The 19,656-nt window shown below is 41.2% G+C and carries 16 protein-coding genes; 9 read left to right on the top strand and 7 right to left on the bottom strand.

Annotated elements, in window-relative coordinates; translation table 11 throughout:
* From F896_RS15805 to F896_RS20985, 5 genes are all read left to right on the top strand, one after another.
* Complete coding sequence (locus tag F896_RS15805) at positions 1-1,359, top strand: uracil-xanthine permease family protein (RefSeq protein WP_032882028.1); 1,359 nt, start codon at positions 1-3, stop codon at positions 1,357-1,359.
* 62 nt (positions 1,360-1,421) lie between these two features.
* The gene (locus tag F896_RS15810) at positions 1,422-2,438 is read left to right on the top strand and encodes a class I SAM-dependent methyltransferase (protein WP_016162677.1); all 1,017 of its coding nucleotides are present in this window, start codon (positions 1,422-1,424) and stop codon (positions 2,436-2,438) included.
* Between the two features lie 18 nt (positions 2,439-2,456).
* Entirely contained in the window at positions 2,457-3,914 is a 1,458-nt protein-coding gene (locus F896_RS15815; RefSeq protein WP_005206090.1) for an amino acid permease, read from the top strand.
* Positions 3,915-4,167: 253 nt separating this feature from the next.
* Positions 4,168-5,373 carry an RtcB family protein gene (locus F896_RS15820; RefSeq protein ID WP_016162676.1) on the top strand — a complete coding sequence of 402 codons (1,206 nt, stop codon included), beginning with the start codon at positions 4,168-4,170 and terminating at the stop codon, positions 5,371-5,373.
* Between the two features lie 4 nt (positions 5,374-5,377).
* A complete protein-coding gene (locus F896_RS20985; protein WP_016162675.1) occupies positions 5,378-5,536 on the top strand; it encodes a hypothetical protein in 159 nt (52 codons plus the stop codon).
* Between the two features lie 131 nt (positions 5,537-5,667).
* Here the strand turns inward: F896_RS20985 and omp38 (F896_RS15825) are convergent, their stop codons facing one another.
* Positions 5,668-6,768, bottom strand: coding sequence for an outer membrane protein Omp38 (omp38, locus tag F896_RS15825; protein WP_004802880.1), 1,101 nt, complete (start codon positions 6,766-6,768; stop codon positions 5,668-5,670).
* 458 nt (positions 6,769-7,226) lie between these two features.
* On the bottom strand, positions 7,227-8,243 hold the full coding sequence (gene omp38 / locus F896_RS15830; RefSeq protein ID WP_016162674.1) for an outer membrane protein Omp38: 1,017 nt from the start codon (positions 8,241-8,243) through the stop codon (positions 7,227-7,229).
* Between the two features lie 366 nt (positions 8,244-8,609).
* Here omp38 (F896_RS15830) and F896_RS15835 point away from each other — a divergent pair, with 366 nt between their 5' ends.
* The 3 genes from F896_RS15835 to F896_RS15845 all read left to right on the top strand — a co-directional run bounded on the left by F896_RS15835 (position 8,610) and on the right by F896_RS15845 (position 10,984).
* On the top strand, positions 8,610-9,125 hold the full coding sequence (locus F896_RS15835; RefSeq protein WP_016162673.1) for a GspH/FimT family pseudopilin: 516 nt from the start codon (positions 8,610-8,612) through the stop codon (positions 9,123-9,125).
* A 110-nt stretch (positions 9,126-9,235) separates the two neighbouring features.
* The gene (locus F896_RS15840) at positions 9,236-10,411 is read left to right on the top strand and encodes a thiolase family protein (RefSeq protein ID WP_016162672.1); all 1,176 of its coding nucleotides are present in this window, start codon (positions 9,236-9,238) and stop codon (positions 10,409-10,411) included.
* Between the two features lie 129 nt (positions 10,412-10,540).
* Positions 10,541-10,984 (top strand): VOC family protein, encoded by a 444-nt coding sequence (locus F896_RS15845; protein WP_004652388.1) that lies wholly within the window; start codon positions 10,541-10,543, stop codon positions 10,982-10,984.
* Between the two features lie 69 nt (positions 10,985-11,053).
* On the opposite strand, the gene F896_RS15850 is transcribed toward F896_RS15845, so the two are convergent.
* The 5 genes from F896_RS15850 to F896_RS15870 form a co-directional block, all read right to left on the bottom strand.
* Complete coding sequence (locus tag F896_RS15850; protein WP_016162671.1) at positions 11,054-11,539, bottom strand: DUF934 domain-containing protein; 486 nt, start codon at positions 11,537-11,539, stop codon at positions 11,054-11,056.
* Positions 11,532-13,175 carry a nitrite/sulfite reductase gene (locus F896_RS15855; RefSeq protein WP_016162670.1) on the bottom strand — a complete coding sequence of 548 codons (1,644 nt, stop codon included), beginning with the start codon at positions 13,173-13,175 and terminating at the stop codon, positions 11,532-11,534. Before F896_RS15855 ends, F896_RS15850 begins: the two co-directional genes overlap by 8 nt.
* A 173-nt stretch (positions 13,176-13,348) precedes the next feature.
* Complete coding sequence (locus tag F896_RS15860; protein WP_016162669.1) at positions 13,349-15,754, bottom strand: glucose/quinate/shikimate family membrane-bound PQQ-dependent dehydrogenase; 2,406 nt, start codon at positions 15,752-15,754, stop codon at positions 13,349-13,351.
* Between the two features lie 144 nt (positions 15,755-15,898).
* The gene (locus F896_RS15865) at positions 15,899-17,122 is read right to left on the bottom strand and encodes a carbohydrate porin (protein WP_171069645.1); all 1,224 of its coding nucleotides are present in this window, start codon (positions 17,120-17,122) and stop codon (positions 15,899-15,901) included.
* A 144-nt stretch (positions 17,123-17,266) separates the two neighbouring features.
* A complete protein-coding gene (locus F896_RS15870) occupies positions 17,267-18,385 on the bottom strand; it encodes a CaiB/BaiF CoA transferase family protein (RefSeq protein WP_016162667.1) in 1,119 nt (372 codons plus the stop codon).
* A gap of 213 nt (positions 18,386-18,598) precedes the next feature.
* Between F896_RS15870 and F896_RS15875 the strand changes: the two genes are divergently transcribed.
* The gene (locus tag F896_RS15875) at positions 18,599-19,612 is read left to right on the top strand and encodes an AraC family transcriptional regulator (RefSeq protein WP_004652394.1); all 1,014 of its coding nucleotides are present in this window, start codon (positions 18,599-18,601) and stop codon (positions 19,610-19,612) included.
* Positions 19,613-19,656: the final 44 nt, after the last annotated feature.

Below are 19,656 nucleotides of genomic sequence, written 5' to 3'. Positions count from 1 at the left end.
ATGTCGAATTCACAACCTCAGCAGCAGCTTGATCTGGTTTACGGACTCAATGATCGACCGAAACCTTTTGTTGCATTTTTAGCCGCTTTACAGCATCTTTTGGCGATTTTAGTCCCGATTGTCACCCCTGGATTACTGATTTGTTTGGCACTTGGCGTCTCTCGTGAAGACACAAATATGATCCTTTCGATGTCTTTAATCATTTCAGGAATTGCAACCTTTTTACAGTGTAAAAAGGTTGGTCCCTTTGGTGCAGGACTGCTCATTGTCCAAGGTACAAGTTTTAACTTTATTGGTCCAATTATTGGTATTGGAAGCGCAATGGTTGCTGCAGGTACGCCAGTTGAGCAAGTGATGGGTGCCATTTTTGGTGTGGTGATTGCAGGTTCATTTATTGAAATGGGCGTTTCTCGAATTTTGCCATGGGTGAAAAAGCTGATTACGCCGTTAGTTACAGGTATTGTGGTGCTATTGATTGGTCTTACTTTGATTAAAGAAGGCTTGATTAGTATGGGCGGTGGTTATACTGCAATGCAGGACAACACCTTTGCCAATGCAGACAACCTCATTATGTCATGTACCGTACTTGGCATTATTATTCTATTGAATCGTATCAAAATTATTTGGGTGAAAAGTTCAGCAATTTTAATCGCACTCGTGATTGGCTATATTCTTGCTGGATTCATGGGGCATTTAAACTTTTCAGTACTCAATGATGCGCCTTTAATTCAAATTCCAACACCGATGCATTTTGGACTCAGCTTCTCGTGGAGCTTATTCATTCCAATGGCATTTATCTATCTCGTCACTTCACTTGAAGCAATTGGTGATGTTACGGCAACCAGTAAAATTTCAAATCAGCCTGTGGATGGTCCTGTTTGGATGCAACGCATTAAAGGCGGCGTACTCGTCAACGGTGCTAACTCTTTCTTAGCTGGTATCTTCAACACCTTCCCAAGTTCTGTATTTGCACAAAACAATGGCGTGATTCAATTGACTGGTGTGGCTAGTCGTTATGTCGGGATTTGGATTGCCGTACTCTTGGTGATTTTAGGCTTATTCCCTGCTGTTGCCGCCGTGATTCAAGCCGTACCGCAAGCGGTACTTGGTGGCGCAGTGATGGTGATGTTTGGGGCTGTTGCTGCTTCTGGTATCAATATTCTTTCCAGTATTCACCTCGACCGTCGCGCTTTGCTAATTATTGCAATTTCGCTCGCACTCGGACTCGGTGTTGCACAAGTACCACAGATTCTTGAGCATCTACCTGAACTATTTAAAAATATTTTCAGTTCTGGTGTCGCAACAGGCGGTATCGCTGCACTTATTTTAAATATTGTTTTACCTGAAACACATAAATAATCATCCAACCATGACAAGTGCCCAGTTTCACGACTGGGCTTTGTTTTTGATGAGAGATCAAAATGGATCCACGTAGTGAAGTTGTCATCAGACAGCAAGATTATTTAAGCGGGCAAGTTTTACTGATTAATGCCCCAAATGACCAACTCGCCAAAAATTTACCCAATAAAGTCCAAGCCTCAGTATGGACTTGGAATTATGCTGATCATCAAGGTTTTATCAGCTCTGGGATTCGCTCTCATTTTTCCGTGGAATTCCCACAAGCACCGTTTGATCAGGTTGTTATTTTCGTTCCCAAGTCAAAAGAACTGCTGAATTATATTCTGCACGCTGTGGTTAGCCATTTAAAACTTGATCAAAATATTTTTCTGGTTGGCGAAAAAAAGGGCGGCGTTGAGCGGGCAGCAAAACAATTATTGCAATATGGCAAAACACTGAAACTTGACAGTGCACGTCACTGCCAACTTTGGCAAATGAAGATCGAAAAAACCGAGCAGTTAAAACCACTTGAACATTGGTTAAAAACTTATACAGTTCAAATAGATCAAGAACAGTTAAATATCTGTGCCTTGCCTGGTGTATTTAGTCAAGATCATTTAGATGTCGGAACAGCCGTATTAGTCCCTTACCTTAGTCAAGTAAAATCAGGTAAGATTGCCGACTTTGGTTGTGGCGCTGGAATTATTAGTGCTTATTTGGCCAAACTAGATTCTAATCGGCAAATTTTTGCACTTGATGTTGATGCATTTGCATTACGGTCTACTGAGCTGACCTTTCAACGAAATGGTCTGAATTTAACTCAGTTAAATCTCCAAGCTGTCACTGGTTTTGTAGATGCACCGAATGATTTAGATGCGATCGTCAGCAATCCGCCTTTTCATCAGGGAATTCATACCAATTACGATGCGAGTGAGGAACTTTGCCAACGTGCGAAAAAACATCTGAAAAATTCAGGTGAATTATGGATCGTGGCAAATCGTTTTCTAAACTACCCTCCTCTGATTGAACAGAGTTTTGGTGAATGTCTGGTGAAAGCCGATCAACAAGGATTCAAGGTGTTATATGCCTGTGCAAAATAAACATTTTAAGGAATTTTTATGAGCGATACATCTGCTCCTCAACACCTACAGCGTAAGCTCGGGGCACGTCACCTGAACATGATTGCCATTGGTGGATCGATCGGCACAGGCTTATTCCTTGCTTCAGGTTCAACCATTGCCACTGCAGGTCCAGGTGGTGCGTTATTGGCCTATGCTCTCATCGGTATCATGATTTATTTCTTGATGACCAGCTTAGGTGAGTTAGCCACGCACAACCCAACATCAGGTGCATTCTTTACCTATGGTAGCCGCTATGTCGAAGATGGCTTTGGTTTCGCCTTAGGTTGGAACTATTGGTATAACTGGGCGATTACTGTTGCCTTTGAATTGGTTGCTGTTCAGTTCATCATGAAGTTTTGGTTTCCTGATATTCCAGGCTTCTACTGGAGTGCCATTTTCCTTGCCATTATTTTTGGAATTAACGCATTAACCGTAAAAGGGTTTGGTGAAAGTGAATTCTTATTCTCTTTGATCAAAGTGATTGCGATTATCGTGTTTATCATCATTGGTATCTGGATGATTTTTAAAATCATGATGACACCCAATGTATCGGTATTTCAGCACTGGACTTATAAAGAAGCGCCTTTTGTCGGTGGTTTGCAAGCCTTAATCGGTGTGGCCATGATTGCCGGATTCTCTTTTCAGGGAACTGAGATGGTAGGGGTCGCAGCGGGTGAATCTAAAGATCCTAAAAAGACCATTCCATTAGCAATTAAACAAATCTTCTGGCGTATTTTACTGTTCTATATCCTATGTATTTTCATCATCGGTACATTGGTCAGCTATGACGATCCACTGCTATTAAAAGCAGCTCAGAGCGAAGATATTGCACTCTCTCCATTCACGCTTTTATATGAAAAAGCAGGTTTTGCCTTTGCAGCAAGTTTGATGAATGCGGTTATTCTGAGTGCGATCTTATCGGCAGGTAACTCGGGCATGTATTCTTCTACCCGTATGCTATTTGATATGGCGAAACAAGGTCGTGCACCTAAGTGGTTCTCAAGACTGGATGGCCGTGGCGTACCCATGAATGCACTCTATGCGACCACTGCGGTTGCTGCACTGTGCTTCCTGACCACTTTTATTGGCGAGAAACAAGTCTTTAACTGGTTACTCAACATGTCAGGGATGTGTGGTTTCATTGTCTGGCTAGGTATTGCGATTTCACATTACCGTTTCCGTAAAGGTTATATTGCTCAAGGTTATAAAGTTGAAGATCTGGCTTACCGTGCCAAATTCTTCCCATTTGCACCTTGGTTTGCATTTATTCTTTGTTCAATCATCATCTTAGGTCAAAACTACCAAGCTTTACTTGGCGGAAAAATTGACTGGTTAGGTTTAATTTCAACCTATATTAGTATTCCATTATTCTTGGCGATCTGGCTGGGTTATAAGTGGAAACACAAGACCAAACTGATTGCATATAAAGATATGAATGTGAAAGAAGGCGAATAAAAAACCGCTTTTTACTTGACCCAATTGAAAATATGAGTAAAATCTCGCTCATATTTTCAACGGCACCACATGATAGGAGGACGACAACATGCCATTACAACTAGGATCCACACCATAAGATTTGGCACTGTCGACTCACGGACAAGTGTACAAATCGATTGATCACTTGTCCGAATGCTCTATTCAACCTAGCATTCGCTAGGTTTTTTTATGCCTATTCGGACGAAATATTAAAATATCCCGAGACAAAAAAATGGGCATACAAAAAATACTCAATGCCGATGCGCAATATGGTGTTCCAGTGAAAATTTTCACAACCGATATTGATAGCGAAAGCATTGAACAACTCAAAAAGATGGCACAACTGCAATTTGTTTATTCACATATTGCTGTCATGCCTGATGTACACGTTGGCAAAGGTGCCACTGTAGGCAGTGTAATTCCGACCAAGCACGCAATCATTCCTGCCGCTGTAGGTGTTGATATCGGCTGTGGTATGAATGCGATTCGACTCAACCTCAAAGCATCACAGCTACCAGACAACCTTGCGCCATTACGTCATGCCATTGAACGTAAGGTCCCTGTCGGCTTTGAGTTACACAAACAAGTGAAAGCAAAAGCATCTAGCATTATTCCACTAGAAAAGCGCTTACAACCAATCATCAAAAAGCACCCCGGCTTGGTTCGGATGCTCAGAAAGTTTGATGCCACTTGGCAAAAACAACTCGGTACTTTAGGGGGTGGTAATCACTTCATCGAACTCTGCCTTGATGAAAATCAGGATGTTTGGGTGATGCTGCATTCTGGCAGTCGTGGTTTAGGCAATGTGATTGGAACCTACTTCATTGAACTGGCAAAGAAAGAAGCACAACATCGGTTTGGACATGTGCCAGATAAAGATTTGAGTTATTTTGCTGAAGGTTCAAATAGTCTTAATGATTATGTTGAAGCTGTGCAATGGGCGCAAGAATATGCTTTTGAAAATAGACGTGAAATGATGCGTCTGATTTTAGAGGCAATACGACCATTACTCCCTCCTTTTCAAATGACCAAAGAAGCGATTAATTGCCACCATAATTACGTCAGTCAAGAAACTCATTTCGGTGAGGAACTACTGATCACCCGTAAAGGAGCCATTCGGGCAGGACAGGATGAATTAGGCATTATCCCTGGTTCAATGGGAGCTCGTTCTTATATCGTTAAAGGTAAAGCGAATCCAGAGTCCTTCTGCTCATGTTCACATGGTGCAGGAAGAAAAATGAGCCGCAGTAAGGCAAAACTGCTGTTTAGCCAAGATGATCTGATTCAGCAGACCCAAGGCATCGAATGTCGAAAGGACAGTGCAGTGATTGATGAAATTCCAGCTGCTTATAAAGATATTGATCAAGTCATGGCAAACCAATCTGACTTGATTGAAATCATACATACACTTAAACAAATTTTATGTATCAAAGGATAATCAAATGAAACTCAAAGAAATGCCAAAAATTAAAGTCCGTAACCCTGTAGTGCTTTCACCTTTATTACACAAAGGCGGAATTCATGAAACTGAGAAGCCTCGAGCACAGCATCGGCGTGAAAGACAAAATACTAAGCAGCAGTTAAAAAAAGAGATATGGTAAATAATTGATAGTGATTGAAATACCTAAAACCCATTAAATAGAAAGGAGAATCCCAATGTTTTATGACTTAAATCCCTCATATAAAAAAAGCGACTCTGACGAGTCGCTTTTTTTCAGTTCATAAACTCAAATTACTGAGCTTGTTGACCTGGTTGTACTAAAACAGTACGGCTACCAGAAATCGCAGCGAATACGCGACGGTTCATAGCACGACCTTCTTTAGTTTTGTTGTCAGCAATCGGTTGATCCCAAGCGAAACCTTGAGTTGTCAAACGAGTTGCATTCACGTTGTATTCATTCACAAGTGCAGACTTAACAGAGTTAGCACGCGCTAAAGATAAACGTTCGTTCAACTTACGTGGACCAGTGTTATCTGTGTGACCTTCAATACGAGCTGTCGCATTCGGGAACTCAGCTAACTTCTCAGCAACTTTAGCGATTTCAGTTTTGTATTGTGGTTTGATAACAGATTTGTTTGTATCAAAGAATACACGAAGTTCCATGTTAAGATCTTCAGTCAACTCTTGTGGTTGTGGAGCAACTGGAGTTGGCTCAACTGGAGCAACTTCTACTACTGGAGCAGCAGCAGGTTTCAAGTGACCACCAACAACAACTTGAAGTGCTGCCAAGGCTTGACCTTCCCACCACTTATTGTCGTAGTTATAAACGGCACGACCTTCTGTACGAAGTGTTAAAGCATCGTTTACTTGCCATAACACACCACCACCTAAGTTGCTGATTGTGTCATATGAACGACGATCCCAACCTGGGTTATCTACTGTAATTTTAGAATGACCAACACCTAATAAAGCATACGGCTTGATTTTACTGTCATAATTACCAGTAAACACATCAGCAGTAGCAATTGCATTCAAACTTAAAGTTTGTTGCTTAGCATCCCACGGCTGACCATTAAAATTGGTTTTCTCATTACGAGCTGCGTCAGCTTTAGTTTGTTGATACTCAATCTCTGCTTGTAACCAAGGTGTTAACTCAACACCAATTGCAGCGCCAACAAGTAAATCACTTTGTAACGCAACACCATTTTTTAAGCTTCCAGCATCACCACGACCCTGAGGATCACGATCTGTTAAAGTATCACGCATCTTGTCCTGAGCATTCTCAGGATACCAGTGATAACCAAGCATTAATGGAGTGACTGTTACACCCGCATTCGCAGCAGCTAAAGGAGCAGCAACAAGCATAGCAAGTGCAATACGACTCATTTTCATGGAATATCCTCCAAAAAACAAAAAATTGTTTGTTCTCTAAACTCTAATAGTTTTTGAATACTGAGAAATAATCTTATTGTATCTTTTTCAGTCATTCACTTTATGTTGAATCATACAAATACCTGATCAATTTTCCAAGTATTTGACAACATTTAGTTAGCAGCCACTGAAAAAAAACCTCTTATTCCTCTCCAAAAATCTAGAAAATTCTATTTTAACAACATCTAATAAAGCTGTGAGAGCTTATCACTTTTTAATCAAAATTTTAACAAAGTATCAAAATCTTTTCAATAAAACTAAATAATTCCCACAATGTATCCAAAGTTAACGCAAGATTATTCTAGTTTCGAACCCTTATGTTTTAGTTTTACATCAATGCTACAAAAACCTATATATCCATAAAAAAAGCGACTCTGACGAGTCGCTTTTTTTCAGTTCATAAACTCAAATTATTGAGCTTATTGACCTGGTTGTACTAGAACAGTACGGCTACCAGAAATCGCAGCGAATACGCGACGGTTCATAGCACGACCTTCTTTAGTTTTGTTGTCAGCAATCGGTTGATCCCAAGCGAAACCTTGAGTTGTCAAACGAGTTGCATTCACGTTGTATTCATTCACAAGTGCAGACTTAACAGAGTTAGCACGCGCTAAAGATAAACGTTCGTTCAACTTACGTGGACCAGTGTTATCTGTGTGACCTTCAATACGAGCTGTCGCATTCGGGTATTCAGCTAACTTCTCTGCAACTTTAGCAATTTCAGACTTGTATTGTGGTTTGATGTCAGACTTGTTCGTATCGAAGAATACGCGAAGTTCCATGTTAAGATCTTCGGTCAACTCTTGTGGTTGTGGAGCAACCGGAGTTGGAGCAACTGGAGTAACTTCTACTACTGCTGCTGCAGGTTTCAAGTGACCACCAAGAACTACGTTTAAACCAGCAAGTGCTGTATATCTCCAGTACTTCTCATCAAAGTCGTAAGTACCACGAGCTTCTGTACGAAGTGATAAAGCATCATTTAAACGCCAGAAAGCACCTAAACCAGCATTACCAATAGTATCTTTCTTAACTTCATAGATACCATCAAAATCAGTTTTAGTTTGACCAGCACCTAATAATACGTACGGCTTAATTTTGCTGTCGTAGTTTTTAGTGATTAGGTCAGAAGTTGCATAGAAATTACCAGCAACTGTCTGTTGTTTATATTCAGCATTAGCTACGCCAGTACCGTCAAGATCACCTTTCACTTGGTTATATTCAACTTCAAAACCTAACCAAGGTGTTAATTCAACGCCTAATGCAGCACCAACAAATAAATCATCCTGCAACTCAGCATGAGTTGTTAGGTTGTCATTATTATGCTTACTGTCTTGCCAGCTATAACCAACCAATAATGGAGTTACAGTTATGCCCGCATTCGCAGCAGCTAAAGGAGCAGCAACAAGCATAGCAAGTGCAATACGACTCAATTTCATGGATATCCTCCAGAGATAACAATTGTTTTGTGTAAGCTCAGCCTATGATTTTTCGTCCTGAGAACAACTGGTGTTCTACAGTATTATTTTTTCAGCTATTCACTTCACTTTGAATCATACAAACACTTGATGAATTTTCCAAGTGCTTGATAACTTTAACCTCATAAATTATTGACAAAATTTCTTACAATTTCCGTTGTAGTTCAGTAAATTTTCAATTCCCATCGGGTATCTGATTGAATTATTGTTCAGAAACTTGTGCTTTAGTATATCTTAATTTTTTTTTTAGAAATACTCACTAGCAAAATTAAGTTTTCATTTAACATATTGTTAATAAAAAAATTAATAAAAATAGATAGGTAGAATATGTTTAAACCATTTGGCTTTACTTTGATTGAATTAGTGATCACCCTTGGAATTGTGGCAATTTTGATTACTGTTGCAATCCCCCATTTTCGTGAAATGATGATCTCCACCGAAGTAAACTACCTTAAAAGAATCCTCACAATTCATATACAAAAAGCAAAAACGGATGCACAACTTCATCATAAAAATGTGATGCTGTGCCCAAGTTCGAATTTTGAGACCTGTGACACAGATTGGAACAAAGGTTTTATTGGATTTATTGATATTAATCGAAACAACAAACGTGATCAGAATGAGACGCTCCTCTTTAGTGTCCCTTTGAACCATAAATATGGTTACCTCAACTTTAGGTCTTTTGGACGAAGTCCCAACTCTCTTGTTTTTCAAGCCGAGAATGGCCTTCCCTTTGCCTCCAATGGTAGTTTTGTCTACTGCTCAGAGTCACCACAACACCATACCAAAATTGTCTTGAGCCGTATGGGCAATATTCGCTTTGAAAAGTTATCAAGTTGCTAAAAACTCTCCAGTCTAGCCTAAAATGGGTAAAACACTTTATTCCGATCCTTTTTTTACTATACTGCTTAAGTTTGGAACATTTTTATAAATTATAAGTGTGGAGACACATCATGACTGATATCGTAATCGTTAATGGCGCTCGTACAGCAATGGGCGGCTTCCAAGGTGCATTATCTGGTGTTACAGCGCCAGACTTAGGTGCTGTTACCATTAAAGAAGCAATTGCCCGTTCTGGCCTGCAACCGACTGATGTAGAAGAAGTAATCATGGGTTGTGTTTTACCTGCAGGCTTAAAACAAGGCCCTGCGCGCCAAGCAATGCGTAAAGCCGGCTTACCAGACTCTACCGGTGCAGTGACCATTAACAAGCTTTGTGGTTCAGGCATGAAAGCGGTGATGCAAGCAGCAGATATGATTAAAGCTGGTAGTGCAGAGATCGTGGTTGCAGGTGGTATGGAATCAATGACCAATGCACCATATATATTACCGAAAGCACGTGCTGGCTACCGTATGGGTCATGGTGAAATTAAGGATCATATGTTCCTTGATGGTTTGGAAGATGCTGAAACTGGTCGTTTAATGGGTTCATTTGCCCAAGATATGGCGAATAAACGTAGCTATACCCGTGAGCAAATGGATGACTTTGCTATTCGTTCATTAAAACGTGCACAGAAAGCGATTACTCAAGGCTACTTTAAAGATGAAATCGTTCCTGTAACGGTTTCTACCCGTAAAGGTGATGTGGTTGTTGATCAAGATGAACAACCTTTAAGTGCAAAAATCGACAAGATCCCATCATTAAAACCAGCTTTTGCAAAAGATGGTACGATTACTGCCGCGAATGCGAGTTCAATTTCTGATGGTGCATCAGCATTGGTATTAACTTCAAGTGAAGTTGCAGCTCAACGTGGTTTACAACCTTTGGCAAAGATTCTTGCAACTGCGTCAAACTCTCAACATCCTTCTGAATTTACCATTGCTCCTGTCGGTGCTATCGAAAAAGTATTGAAAAAAGCAGGTTGGGACGCACAAGACGTGGATCTATGGGAAATCAACGAAGCATTTGCCATGGTGACCATGTGTCCAATCGATGATTTCAAATTAGATGCTGAAAAAGTCAATATTAATGGCGGTGCATGTGCATTGGGCCACCCAGTTGGCTCTACAGGCTCACGTATCATCCTGACGCTAATTCATGCGCTTAAACGTACTGGCGGTAAGAAAGGCGTTGCAGCCTTGTGTATCGGTGGTGGTGAAGCGACAGCCGTTGCGATTGAATTAATCTAAGCCTTTTTAATGCAATAAAAATCCTGCTTAATGCAGGATTTTTATTTTTAGGGTTACAAAAAATAATGCACCCATTGTTAAATTCCCGATAAGTTATGCTTTGTATAAAAAAACAATAAGGAGTCCCATATGCAACTCAATCATTATCTAAATTTTAAAGGACAAACAGAACAAGCATTCAATTTTTATAAATCTGTGTTTGGTGGCGAATTTGCCATGCTCAGCCGCTATGGCGATATGCCACCTACTGAAGGCGTCAGCCTTTCAGAAGCGGATAAAAACTTGGTTTTACATGTTTCCCTACCCATCAATGAATTTACCGTATTGATGGCTTCAGATGTTAATGATCAATTCTGCGCCCAAAATAGTGTCTTCACCCAAGGAAACAACCACTATATTTCAATTAATCTTGATCCAGATGAACAGGACGAAGCACAACGACTCTTTAATGCTTTGTCTGCAAATGGTCAAATTGAGATGCCTTTAGAAAAAACCTTCTGGGGTGCACTCTATGGTGCGTTCACTGATCAGTTTGGGATTAAATGGATGATCAATTGTCAGTTAGATGAATAATCATTTTGAACTTAACAATCAAAACAAAAAAAAGCTGAACCATGGTTCAGCTTTTTTCTTTCAATCTGCTTATGCGCCAGTTTGATAGCTCGCCTGAGGCACGGCAGTTGAAGCTTGATAAGGGTTGGTAAAATCCTGAAGCCCAGCAGCAGCCTCATGAATATCCTTACCCTCTTTCACCACGAACGTATCAAAGCCAGAACGTTTTAAATAGTTTAAAACATCCTTAAAGATATCACCGACTGCACGTAATTCACCTTGATACCCTTGGCGACGTAATAACGCAGCAAATGAATAACCACGGCCATCATTAAAACCAGCAAATTCAATAAAAATGGCATCAAGCTCATTCAATGGAAATTGATGGGTTTCAGGCGAATCATTCACAGTAATGTAAAGCGCCTTTTTGCCTTGTACATTTGCCAATTGATCCAACTGTTCAGTTGTTACAATCACGTCACCTTGTGGAATCACACCATCTTCAGCAATCACTTGATAAGTATTGTCTGCAATTGTGCCATCTTTAGAGAGCACTTGTAGCGTTGTATTAAGCATAAGCACGCTCCTTAAATGGTTGAATACCAACACGGCGATAGGTATCGATAAAACGCTCACCTTCGGTACGTAAATCAAGATAAGTATTCAAAATCTCATCAATCACATCTGGTACAACTTCGGCTGCAAAAGAAGGCCCTAAAATATCACCCAAAGATGCATCATGATCGGCATGACCACCTAAGGTAATTTGATAGAACTCAGCACCTTTCTTATCAACACCCAAAATACCGATGTTACCGACATGGTGATGACCACACGCATTCATACAGCCAGAAATATTCAGATCAAGTTCACCAAGGTTATAAATGGTGTCTAGGTCATCAAAACGACGGCTGATCGCTTCTGAAATTGGAATCGATTTGGCATTGGCCAATGAACAGAAATCACCACCTGGGCAGCAGATAATATCCGTAATAAAGCCGATATGTGCACGTGCCATGTCGCTGTGTTCAAGCGTCTGCCACAATTCAAATAGATCTTTCTGCGGCACGTCGACCAATGAAATGTTCTGTTCGTGCGTGGTACGGAACTCACCGAAAGTATATTTATCGGCTAAGTCAGCAATTAAGTTCATTTCCTCACTAGTGACATCACCTGGTGCAATACCCGCACGTTTTAAAGAAATCGTAACAATACGGTAACCTTTCACTTTATGTGCATTGGTATTAACGTTAAACCACTGTTTGAATTTCGGATGTGCAGCGAATAAGTCTGTGAAGTCCAGATCTTCTAAATCTTGATAATCAAATGGTGTAAATTCTTCATCTAATTTTTTCAAGATTTCAGGTTGAATCTTCAATGCTTCACGCGTGTGCTCAAATTCAGCTTCCACTTTTTGTGCAAACACTTGAGGTGTTAATGCTTTCACCAAAATTTTGATACGCGCTTTGTATTTGTTATCACGACGACCATGTAAGTTATAAACACGTAATGTCGCTTCTAAATAAGCGATTAAATCTTCGCGTGGTAAAAACTCACGGATCACGCTACCAATAATCGGGGTACGGCCTAGACCACCACCGACCATGATTTTATAGCCCATTTCGCCTGCATCATTACGTACCAGATAAACACCGATATCGTGGAATGCAGTTGCAGCACGGTCTTTTTCTTCTAAAGCAGACACCGCGATTTTAAACTTACGTGGTAAGAAGGCAAATTCAGGGTGAAACGTACTCCACTGACGAATCAACTCACATGTAGGACGTGGGTCAGCAATCTCACCCGCAACTACACCAGCGAACTGATCAGTGGTGGTATTACGAATACAGTTTCCTGAAGTTTGTACAGCATGCATTTGTACCGTTGCTAGCTCTGCTAAAATGTCAGGTACATTTTCCAATGCAGGCCAGTTCAACTGAATATTTTGACGAGTTGAAACATGGGCATAACCACGATCGTACTCTGTCGCAATTTCAGCAATTTTTCTGAGTTGTTTAGTATTCATCAAGCCATACGGCACAGCGATACGGAGCATAGGTGCATAACGTTGCACGTATAGACCATTTTGCAAACGTAATGGACGATATTCGTCTTCTGTTAATTTTCCAGCTAAATAGCGTTCTGTTTGATCGCGAAACTGAGCAACACGTTGGTTAATCAGTTGTTGATCGAAATCCGTATATAAATACATGGCGTATGGCTAGTCATTCATTATAAAGGCGACTAGCATAGCGAGCTTTTATTCATCAACAAAATGCTTTTTTTGCATATTTAATAACGGTTTTATTGATAAGCCTATCTAATTGCCACAAAAAGAAAAAGCCCAGACGAATCTGAGCTTTGACAATCAATTTCTAAATGAAATTAGTTCTTATCTGGCAATGCATAAGCGACCAAATAATCACCCATTTTGGTACCGAATGAACCATGTCCACCAGCCATAATCACCACATATTGTTTGCCATTGGCTTCATAGGTCATTGGTGTTGCTTGCCCACCCGCAGGTAAACGTGCTTCCCATAACTTATCGCCATTTGACACATTAAAGGCACGGATGTAATTATCTTGTGTTGCACCGACAAACATCACATTACCTGCGGTCGAGATCGAACCACCTAGACCTGGTACACCAATTTTCACTGGTGGTAACTGGAATAAGGTTGGCAAGCTGTCACGAATGGTACCAATACGTTTTTTCCAAACAACGTCATGTGTTTTTAAGTCCACACCAGCGACAAAGCCCCAACCTGGTTGTTTACATGGCAAACCAAATGGAGATAGGAACGGACTGATCTCAACACCATATGGCGTACCATACATTGGTTGCATGCCCTGCTCTGTCCCTGCACCACGTGCCACAGGTTGACGGTTTGGATCTGCTGGAATTAAACGGCTTACGAATGGCAAGCCAATCGGGTTCATGACTGCGACCTGACGATCAGCATTCACTGACATCCCGCCCCACTCAAATACACCTAAGTTCCCAGGGAATACCAAGGTTCCATTTTCAGAAGGTGGTGTATAGATACCATCGTAATTCAGACGTTTAAATTTCACACGACACATCAACTGATCAAACATGGTGGCACCCCACATGTCTTTATCGGTTAATTTATCTTTTGGCGCTAAATCAAAGTCAGAGAATGGTTGAGTTTTTGAGTAGAACTCACCTTTGGTTTGCGGACCCCATTTCACAGTTTGTGGAACAGGTTTCTCGGTAATTGGTACAATCGGCTGACCATTACGACGATCTAAAACAAAGGCATTACCCGTTTTAGTCAATACATAAATCGCTGGAACCGTTTGACCTGATTTATCTTGAATATCAGCCAATGAAGGTTGTGATGGTACGTCCATATCCCACAAATCATGATGTGTGGTTTGGAAGTGCCATACCAATTTACCTGTAGTTGCATTGATCGCCAGCATTGAATTGGCATAACGCTCTTTCAATTCAGTACGATCTCCACCCCAGATATCTGGTGTACCTACACCTGTTGGAACATAGACAATATCTAGTTTAGAGTCATAGGCAAGTGGTGCCCACGCATTTGGTGAATTATGCACAAACTGCGTGTCTTGACCTGGCATTGCATTTGGATCAGCTGCGCCTGTATCAAACACCCATAATAATTTACCTGTGTTCACGTCATAACCACGAATCACACCAGATGGCTCTTTATTCGAATGGTTATCGGTCACAGAACCCGCAATCACCACAGTAGTACCAGAAACCACACCCGGAGATGTTGGGTTATAACCACCTGGATAAGCATATGGCATGAACTCTTGTAAATTCACTTCGCCATTTTGACCAAAGTCAGAACATGCTTTACCAGTATCTGCATTGACTGCCACTAAACGACCATCATTGACAGGCACAAATACTTTACGTGGACACTCGGTTGAGGTCGATTTTTTCGCCTGTAAGCTGGTTGCAAATTCAGTGGTATTGGCAGCGTCGTAGTACATCACACCACGACAGGTTAAATGTTGGAAGGTTTTATCAGTTTTGAGTTTTGGATCAAAACGCCATTTTTCCTTACCCGTTGCAGGGTCAATCGAAATTAAATGTTGATGTGGGGTACACATAAACATGTTATTTCCAATCTTGATTGGCGTTACTTGGTTAGTGGTTTCACCCGAATCATTTTCAGTTCGGAAATCACCGGTACGTAATGTCCAAGCCACTTTAAGATCTTTGACATTTTTATCATTAATCTGTGTCAATGGAGAATAACGCTCACCGCCTTGACTACGACCATATGCAGGCCAATCTTCAGGGGCAATGCCATCCACTGCTTTCGCTTGTGCTGGCTGTGGCGTTTGAATCACACCATTAATTTCTTGTGGATCATTAAAGATCGAGTAGACCATCACCACAATCGCAATAGCCAAAGTCGATGACAATGCCACTTTACTTGAGGTGAGATTATCAATCCCACGCGTCACCGCTGGAATGAGTAACCACAAACCTAAAATACCAAGGATATCAAGACGTGGTGCCAGTGCCCAGAAGTCGGTTCCAACTTCCCAAACACCCCAAACCACACTACCTAACATCAATGCAGCATAAACCCACAAAGGGCCAGATGCGCGCTTATAGAGTTGTACTGCAACAATGAGTAACAGCACGCCCGCAATCACATAATAAAAAGACCCGCCAATTACTGCGAGCCAGATACCACCAACGAGCAAGAACAATGCAATGAGGGCGATAATCACCACCGTCAAGGTTCTAAGCCCAGATTTTGAAGCAGATTGATTCATAAGATCACCTTGCATCTTTTATATTTTAGATCCATAAAAAGCAGGAAAGGTCTCTTTTTATGGTCGAGTTTAAATCACAATAACAATCTTGCAGATATCGGCCATCATCTGAACTACATCTGCAAAACTGCCCGAATATCGAAATTAGAAAATGGTTTGGAACTTGATACCGCCCACCCAGGTCTTATCGCCATCTTTCAGTGCGCCCACATGATGGACATATTGAATATTTGGACGAATGGTGAGCCAGTTGGTGGCATGAATGCCGTAATACAGCTCAGTGTTATATTCTTCATCCAATAAACTATTGTTTTTATCATTGGCATGAATACGAGCAACACCTAAAGCAATTTCATCTTGAGGACGTTGATCTAGCAGACCTTTATAAACCAATCCGACATTTTGCATGTCTTTGATGGCATTGGTTTTAGAATCATGAACCGTGACATTGACAAAGCCAGTCAAACCACGATCTGACTGACCATCATGACGAGTTAACTGTTGTTTCGCAGTAAACCAACCGCCTTGTTTATGTCCAGTTTTGGCAGGATTCTCGATTTCTGCGGCATCCGCTGTACTGTAGTAATAACCAAAGCGATATTCACCTGGCAGAGCAAGTGCACCCAGTTTAGGATTCCAGACCACTTCTGCTGGAATAATCGCACCACGAGAACCATCTGTACTCAGGTTAAAGCCTTTGCCACGCTGTAAGTTCTCAGGGTTATATTCATACGCCCCGATTTGTGCATAAAGATCTGGTTGTAGGTTATATTTGACTCGCAATGCCCATTGGCTCACAGGCCAGTTGTACCATTGGTCACCAACCCAGTTACCCACCTGAGAACCACATAGTGATAAGTTCTGGAAATCACAGTTAAAACTGTTGAAATCTTCACCTTCACCAAAACGACCCACTTTAATATCTAAAGCTTGATCTAAAAATTTCTTTTTGATCCAGAGGTCGGTTAAACGCCAAGTTTGACCACGACCCCAAACTTCTTGTACAGAACTTTGGTGACCTTGTAAGCCATCTGCGGTTTGGGACAAAGACTGACCATCACGATATGTAACGGTGATCTGCGCCTCAGTATCTTGCCAGCCTAAAATTTTATTTAGGTCGAAGTTTGTGCCCAACGCCAATTGTCCAGTGAATTCACTGCCATGGCTTGAGTATTGTTTAGAATCTAAAACCCCTGCAAATTCACCTGTGTAATCAGCAGAAAATTTGTAACCCTGTTCTTGCAACGCAGTGCGTTGACCGTTCCAATCACCAAACAGCCATTGACCATTTGGGTCAAATGCGGAAGATGCTGCTTGAGTATGTTGTGCGAAAAGACTCAATGATAGAACGGATAAACAAGAAACAATCAAAGATTTAGAGATTGTCATGTTTACGTAACCTTTTATGTTATTGTGTATAAAAGGTTACTCTCATTTTTAAATTACAACTTATTCAAAATGTTAACAATCTGTACAATATTTTAACAATCAGTGATTAGTCGCACATATTTTCTACCATTTACCTTCACCCAAACCCTGACCGATAAAGGCATACTTCATTTGCGAACGGGAAAACTTGATTGGACAGGCCAACTGAGGCTCAGTTTGTGATGCATTTTCCGATACTGGCACATCAACCACCCATCCTCTTTGTTGAGCCATTGGCGAGACCAATGCTTCATCAAGACTGAGTACAGGTTCAACACAAATATCCAAGCTTTGGAACAAGTGTTGCCATTCGGCAAAGTTTTGTGTTTTAAACTTTTCCTGCAAGGCTTGCTTTACCGCTTGACGATCTTCAAGGTCAAAAGATGTACCTTTTGCAAGCAGTACAGGTAATTCTAAGGCTGCAGCCAAACCTGTCATAAATTGTGGCTCTAAACTTCCCACTGAAAAATAGCGACCATCTTTGGTTTGATAATAATCATAGAAGCTTGCACCATTCAGCATGCCCGCCTCTGGTGCTTGTGGAGTTTGCCCAGCCAGACTTGCAGACGCCGCCATACTATTTAGACTCGCCACACAATCAGTCATGGAAATATCAAGATATTGCCCCAGACCGCTACGTTGACGCTCGACCACAGCAGCAAGAATACCGATCACAGCATGCAAAGAACCACCTGCCACATCAGCAATTTGAATACCTAACGGCGGTGGCCCCCCATCCTGACGACCACTATGTCCAGACACGCCAGCCAAGGCTAAATAGTTAATATCGTGTCCTGCACGATCTTTATAAGTACCCGTTTGACCATACCCTGTAATTGAACAATAGATGAGTCGTGGATTAATCTCAGCTAAGGTCTCATAGTCCAAACCCAAACGGCGCATCACATCTGGACGGAACTGTTCAAGCACAATATCGAACTCAGAAATTTTATTTTTGATCAGTTCAATATTGGCTGCATCTTTGAGATCAAGTGCAATCGACTGCTTATTCCGATTCAGATAACTATGCGCAGTGGCCTGACCATTGGCATAGGGTGGCATAATCCGTACAAGGTCTGGACGAGTCGGTGATTCAACATGGATAACTTCTGCACCCATGTCTGCAAGATACATACTGGCAAATGGCCCTGGTAATAAAGTCGAAAAATCGAGGACTTTCAATCCCTTTAGTGCAGATGGCATAATAATTTTTACTCAATTTGTTCAAATTTTCTTTTATACTAGGTGTGGATAAACACAAAAACAATGTCATGTTCAGCCATTTACCTTGATAGTTTCGGCAATTTAACATGTATACAAGGCGCAATTATTTTTCTTGTCAATTGCCCAATTTGATATTTTAGACGGTTATTTAGGTCAATTATCGTGAATAGTAAAGAAACTGAAGGATTCAATATGAGCCGTGATACGATCAGCATCCACTTCGTGAATGCGGCTTTAACAGGTGTTAAACGCCTAGGCATGGACGTTGAAACGTTACTTTCACATGTCGGCATAGAGGCTGAATTACTCCGCCAACCGAAGGCTCGAATCTCTCCAGAGCAGTACACCCGTTTTGTAAAAATGTTATGGATGGTTACCCAAGATGAACACGTGGGCTTCGATGTACAGCCACGTCGCTTGGGTACATTCGCAATCATGTGTCAATTGATCATTCACTCCAAGACACTTGGACAAGCACTTGAACTCTCCTCACAATTCTACAAACTGTTTGGAGATGAATGGTCAGTTAGTTTGGAACGTGACAAACATGAAGCACGTTTAGTCCCGCACATTCCTAAAGCTTTAGATCCTGATCATTTCATTACAGAAAGCATGCTGATGATCTGGCACGGTCTAGCATCATGGTTAATTGAACGTCGCCTACCTTTAGAGCGTGTGCATTTTGGTTATGAGCGTCCTAATCATGCTGATGAATACGATGCATTGTTCTTTGCACCTGTGATGCAATTCGATGCACCACGTACCGAAATTACCTTTGCAGCGGATTATCTGGATCTCCCAATCCGTCAAGATGAAAAGACTTTAGAAGAATTTTTAAAAGCAGCACCTGCCCAGCTGTTAGTGAAATTCAAAAATACTAACTCGTTGACTTCGCGTATTCGTGATGTATTGAAGAGTCAGATTGGTGAAGAAATGCCAACACTCAACGATGTCGCGGCAATGTTGTATTTATCACCACAAACCTTACGTCGTCGTTTGGCTGCGGAAGGCAAAAGCTATCAAGGGGTTAAAGATGCCTTGCGTCGTGATGCTGCAATTCATTTATTGCTGACTCCTAATCTCACTCTTGAAGATGTAGCACAGCAAGTCGGCTTTAGTGAAACTAGTACTTTCCACCGCGCCTTTAAGAAATGGACGGGAGTAACACCGGGTTTATATCGTCAGTTGCACGGTCATCACAACTAATAACTAAAATGTAGTGTTCAACCTACTATAGAGTTGAACACTAC

The sequence above is a fragment of the Acinetobacter genomosp. 15BJ genome, assembly GCF_000400715.1.
In the GTDB taxonomy this organism is placed as follows: Bacteria; Pseudomonadota; Gammaproteobacteria; order Pseudomonadales; family Moraxellaceae; genus Acinetobacter.
This window is presented reverse-complemented; position numbering and strand designations above follow the sequence as displayed.

Excerpts from the sequence above, each read along its gene's own strand:
- F896_RS15835 (WP_016162673.1), top strand. The coding sequence starts at position 8,610 with ATGTTTAAACCATTTGGCTTTACTTTGATTGAATTAGTGATCACCCTT.
- F896_RS20985 (WP_016162675.1), top strand. The coding sequence starts at position 5,378 with ATGAAACTCAAAGAAATGCCAAAAATTAAAGTCCGTAACCCTGTAGTG.
- F896_RS15820 (WP_016162676.1), top strand. The coding sequence starts at position 4,168 with ATGGGCATACAAAAAATACTCAATGCCGATGCGCAATATGGTGTTCCA.
- F896_RS15860 (WP_016162669.1), bottom strand. The coding sequence starts at position 15,754 with ATGAATCAATCTGCTTCAAAATCTGGGCTTAGAACCTTGACGGTGGTG.
- F896_RS15855 (WP_016162670.1), bottom strand. The coding sequence starts at position 13,175 with ATGTATTTATATACGGATTTCGATCAACAACTGATTAACCAACGTGTT.
- F896_RS15805 (WP_032882028.1), top strand. The coding sequence starts at position 1 with ATGTCGAATTCACAACCTCAGCAGCAGCTTGATCTGGTTTACGGACTC.
- F896_RS15840 (WP_016162672.1), top strand. The coding sequence starts at position 9,236 with ATGACTGATATCGTAATCGTTAATGGCGCTCGTACAGCAATGGGCGGC.
- F896_RS15815 (WP_005206090.1), top strand. The coding sequence starts at position 2,457 with ATGAGCGATACATCTGCTCCTCAACACCTACAGCGTAAGCTCGGGGCA.
- F896_RS15870 (WP_016162667.1), bottom strand. The coding sequence starts at position 18,385 with ATGCCATCTGCACTAAAGGGATTGAAAGTCCTCGATTTTTCGACTTTA.
- F896_RS15845 (WP_004652388.1), top strand. The coding sequence starts at position 10,541 with ATGCAACTCAATCATTATCTAAATTTTAAAGGACAAACAGAACAAGCA.
- omp38 (WP_016162674.1), bottom strand. The coding sequence starts at position 8,243 with ATGAAATTGAGTCGTATTGCACTTGCTATGCTTGTTGCTGCTCCTTTA.
- F896_RS15850 (WP_016162671.1), bottom strand. The coding sequence starts at position 11,539 with ATGCTTAATACAACGCTACAAGTGCTCTCTAAAGATGGCACAATTGCA.
- F896_RS15875 (WP_004652394.1), top strand. The coding sequence starts at position 18,599 with ATGAGCCGTGATACGATCAGCATCCACTTCGTGAATGCGGCTTTAACA.
- omp38 (WP_004802880.1), bottom strand. The coding sequence starts at position 6,768 with ATGAAAATGAGTCGTATTGCACTTGCTATGCTTGTTGCTGCTCCTTTA.
- F896_RS15810 (WP_016162677.1), top strand. The coding sequence starts at position 1,422 with ATGGATCCACGTAGTGAAGTTGTCATCAGACAGCAAGATTATTTAAGC.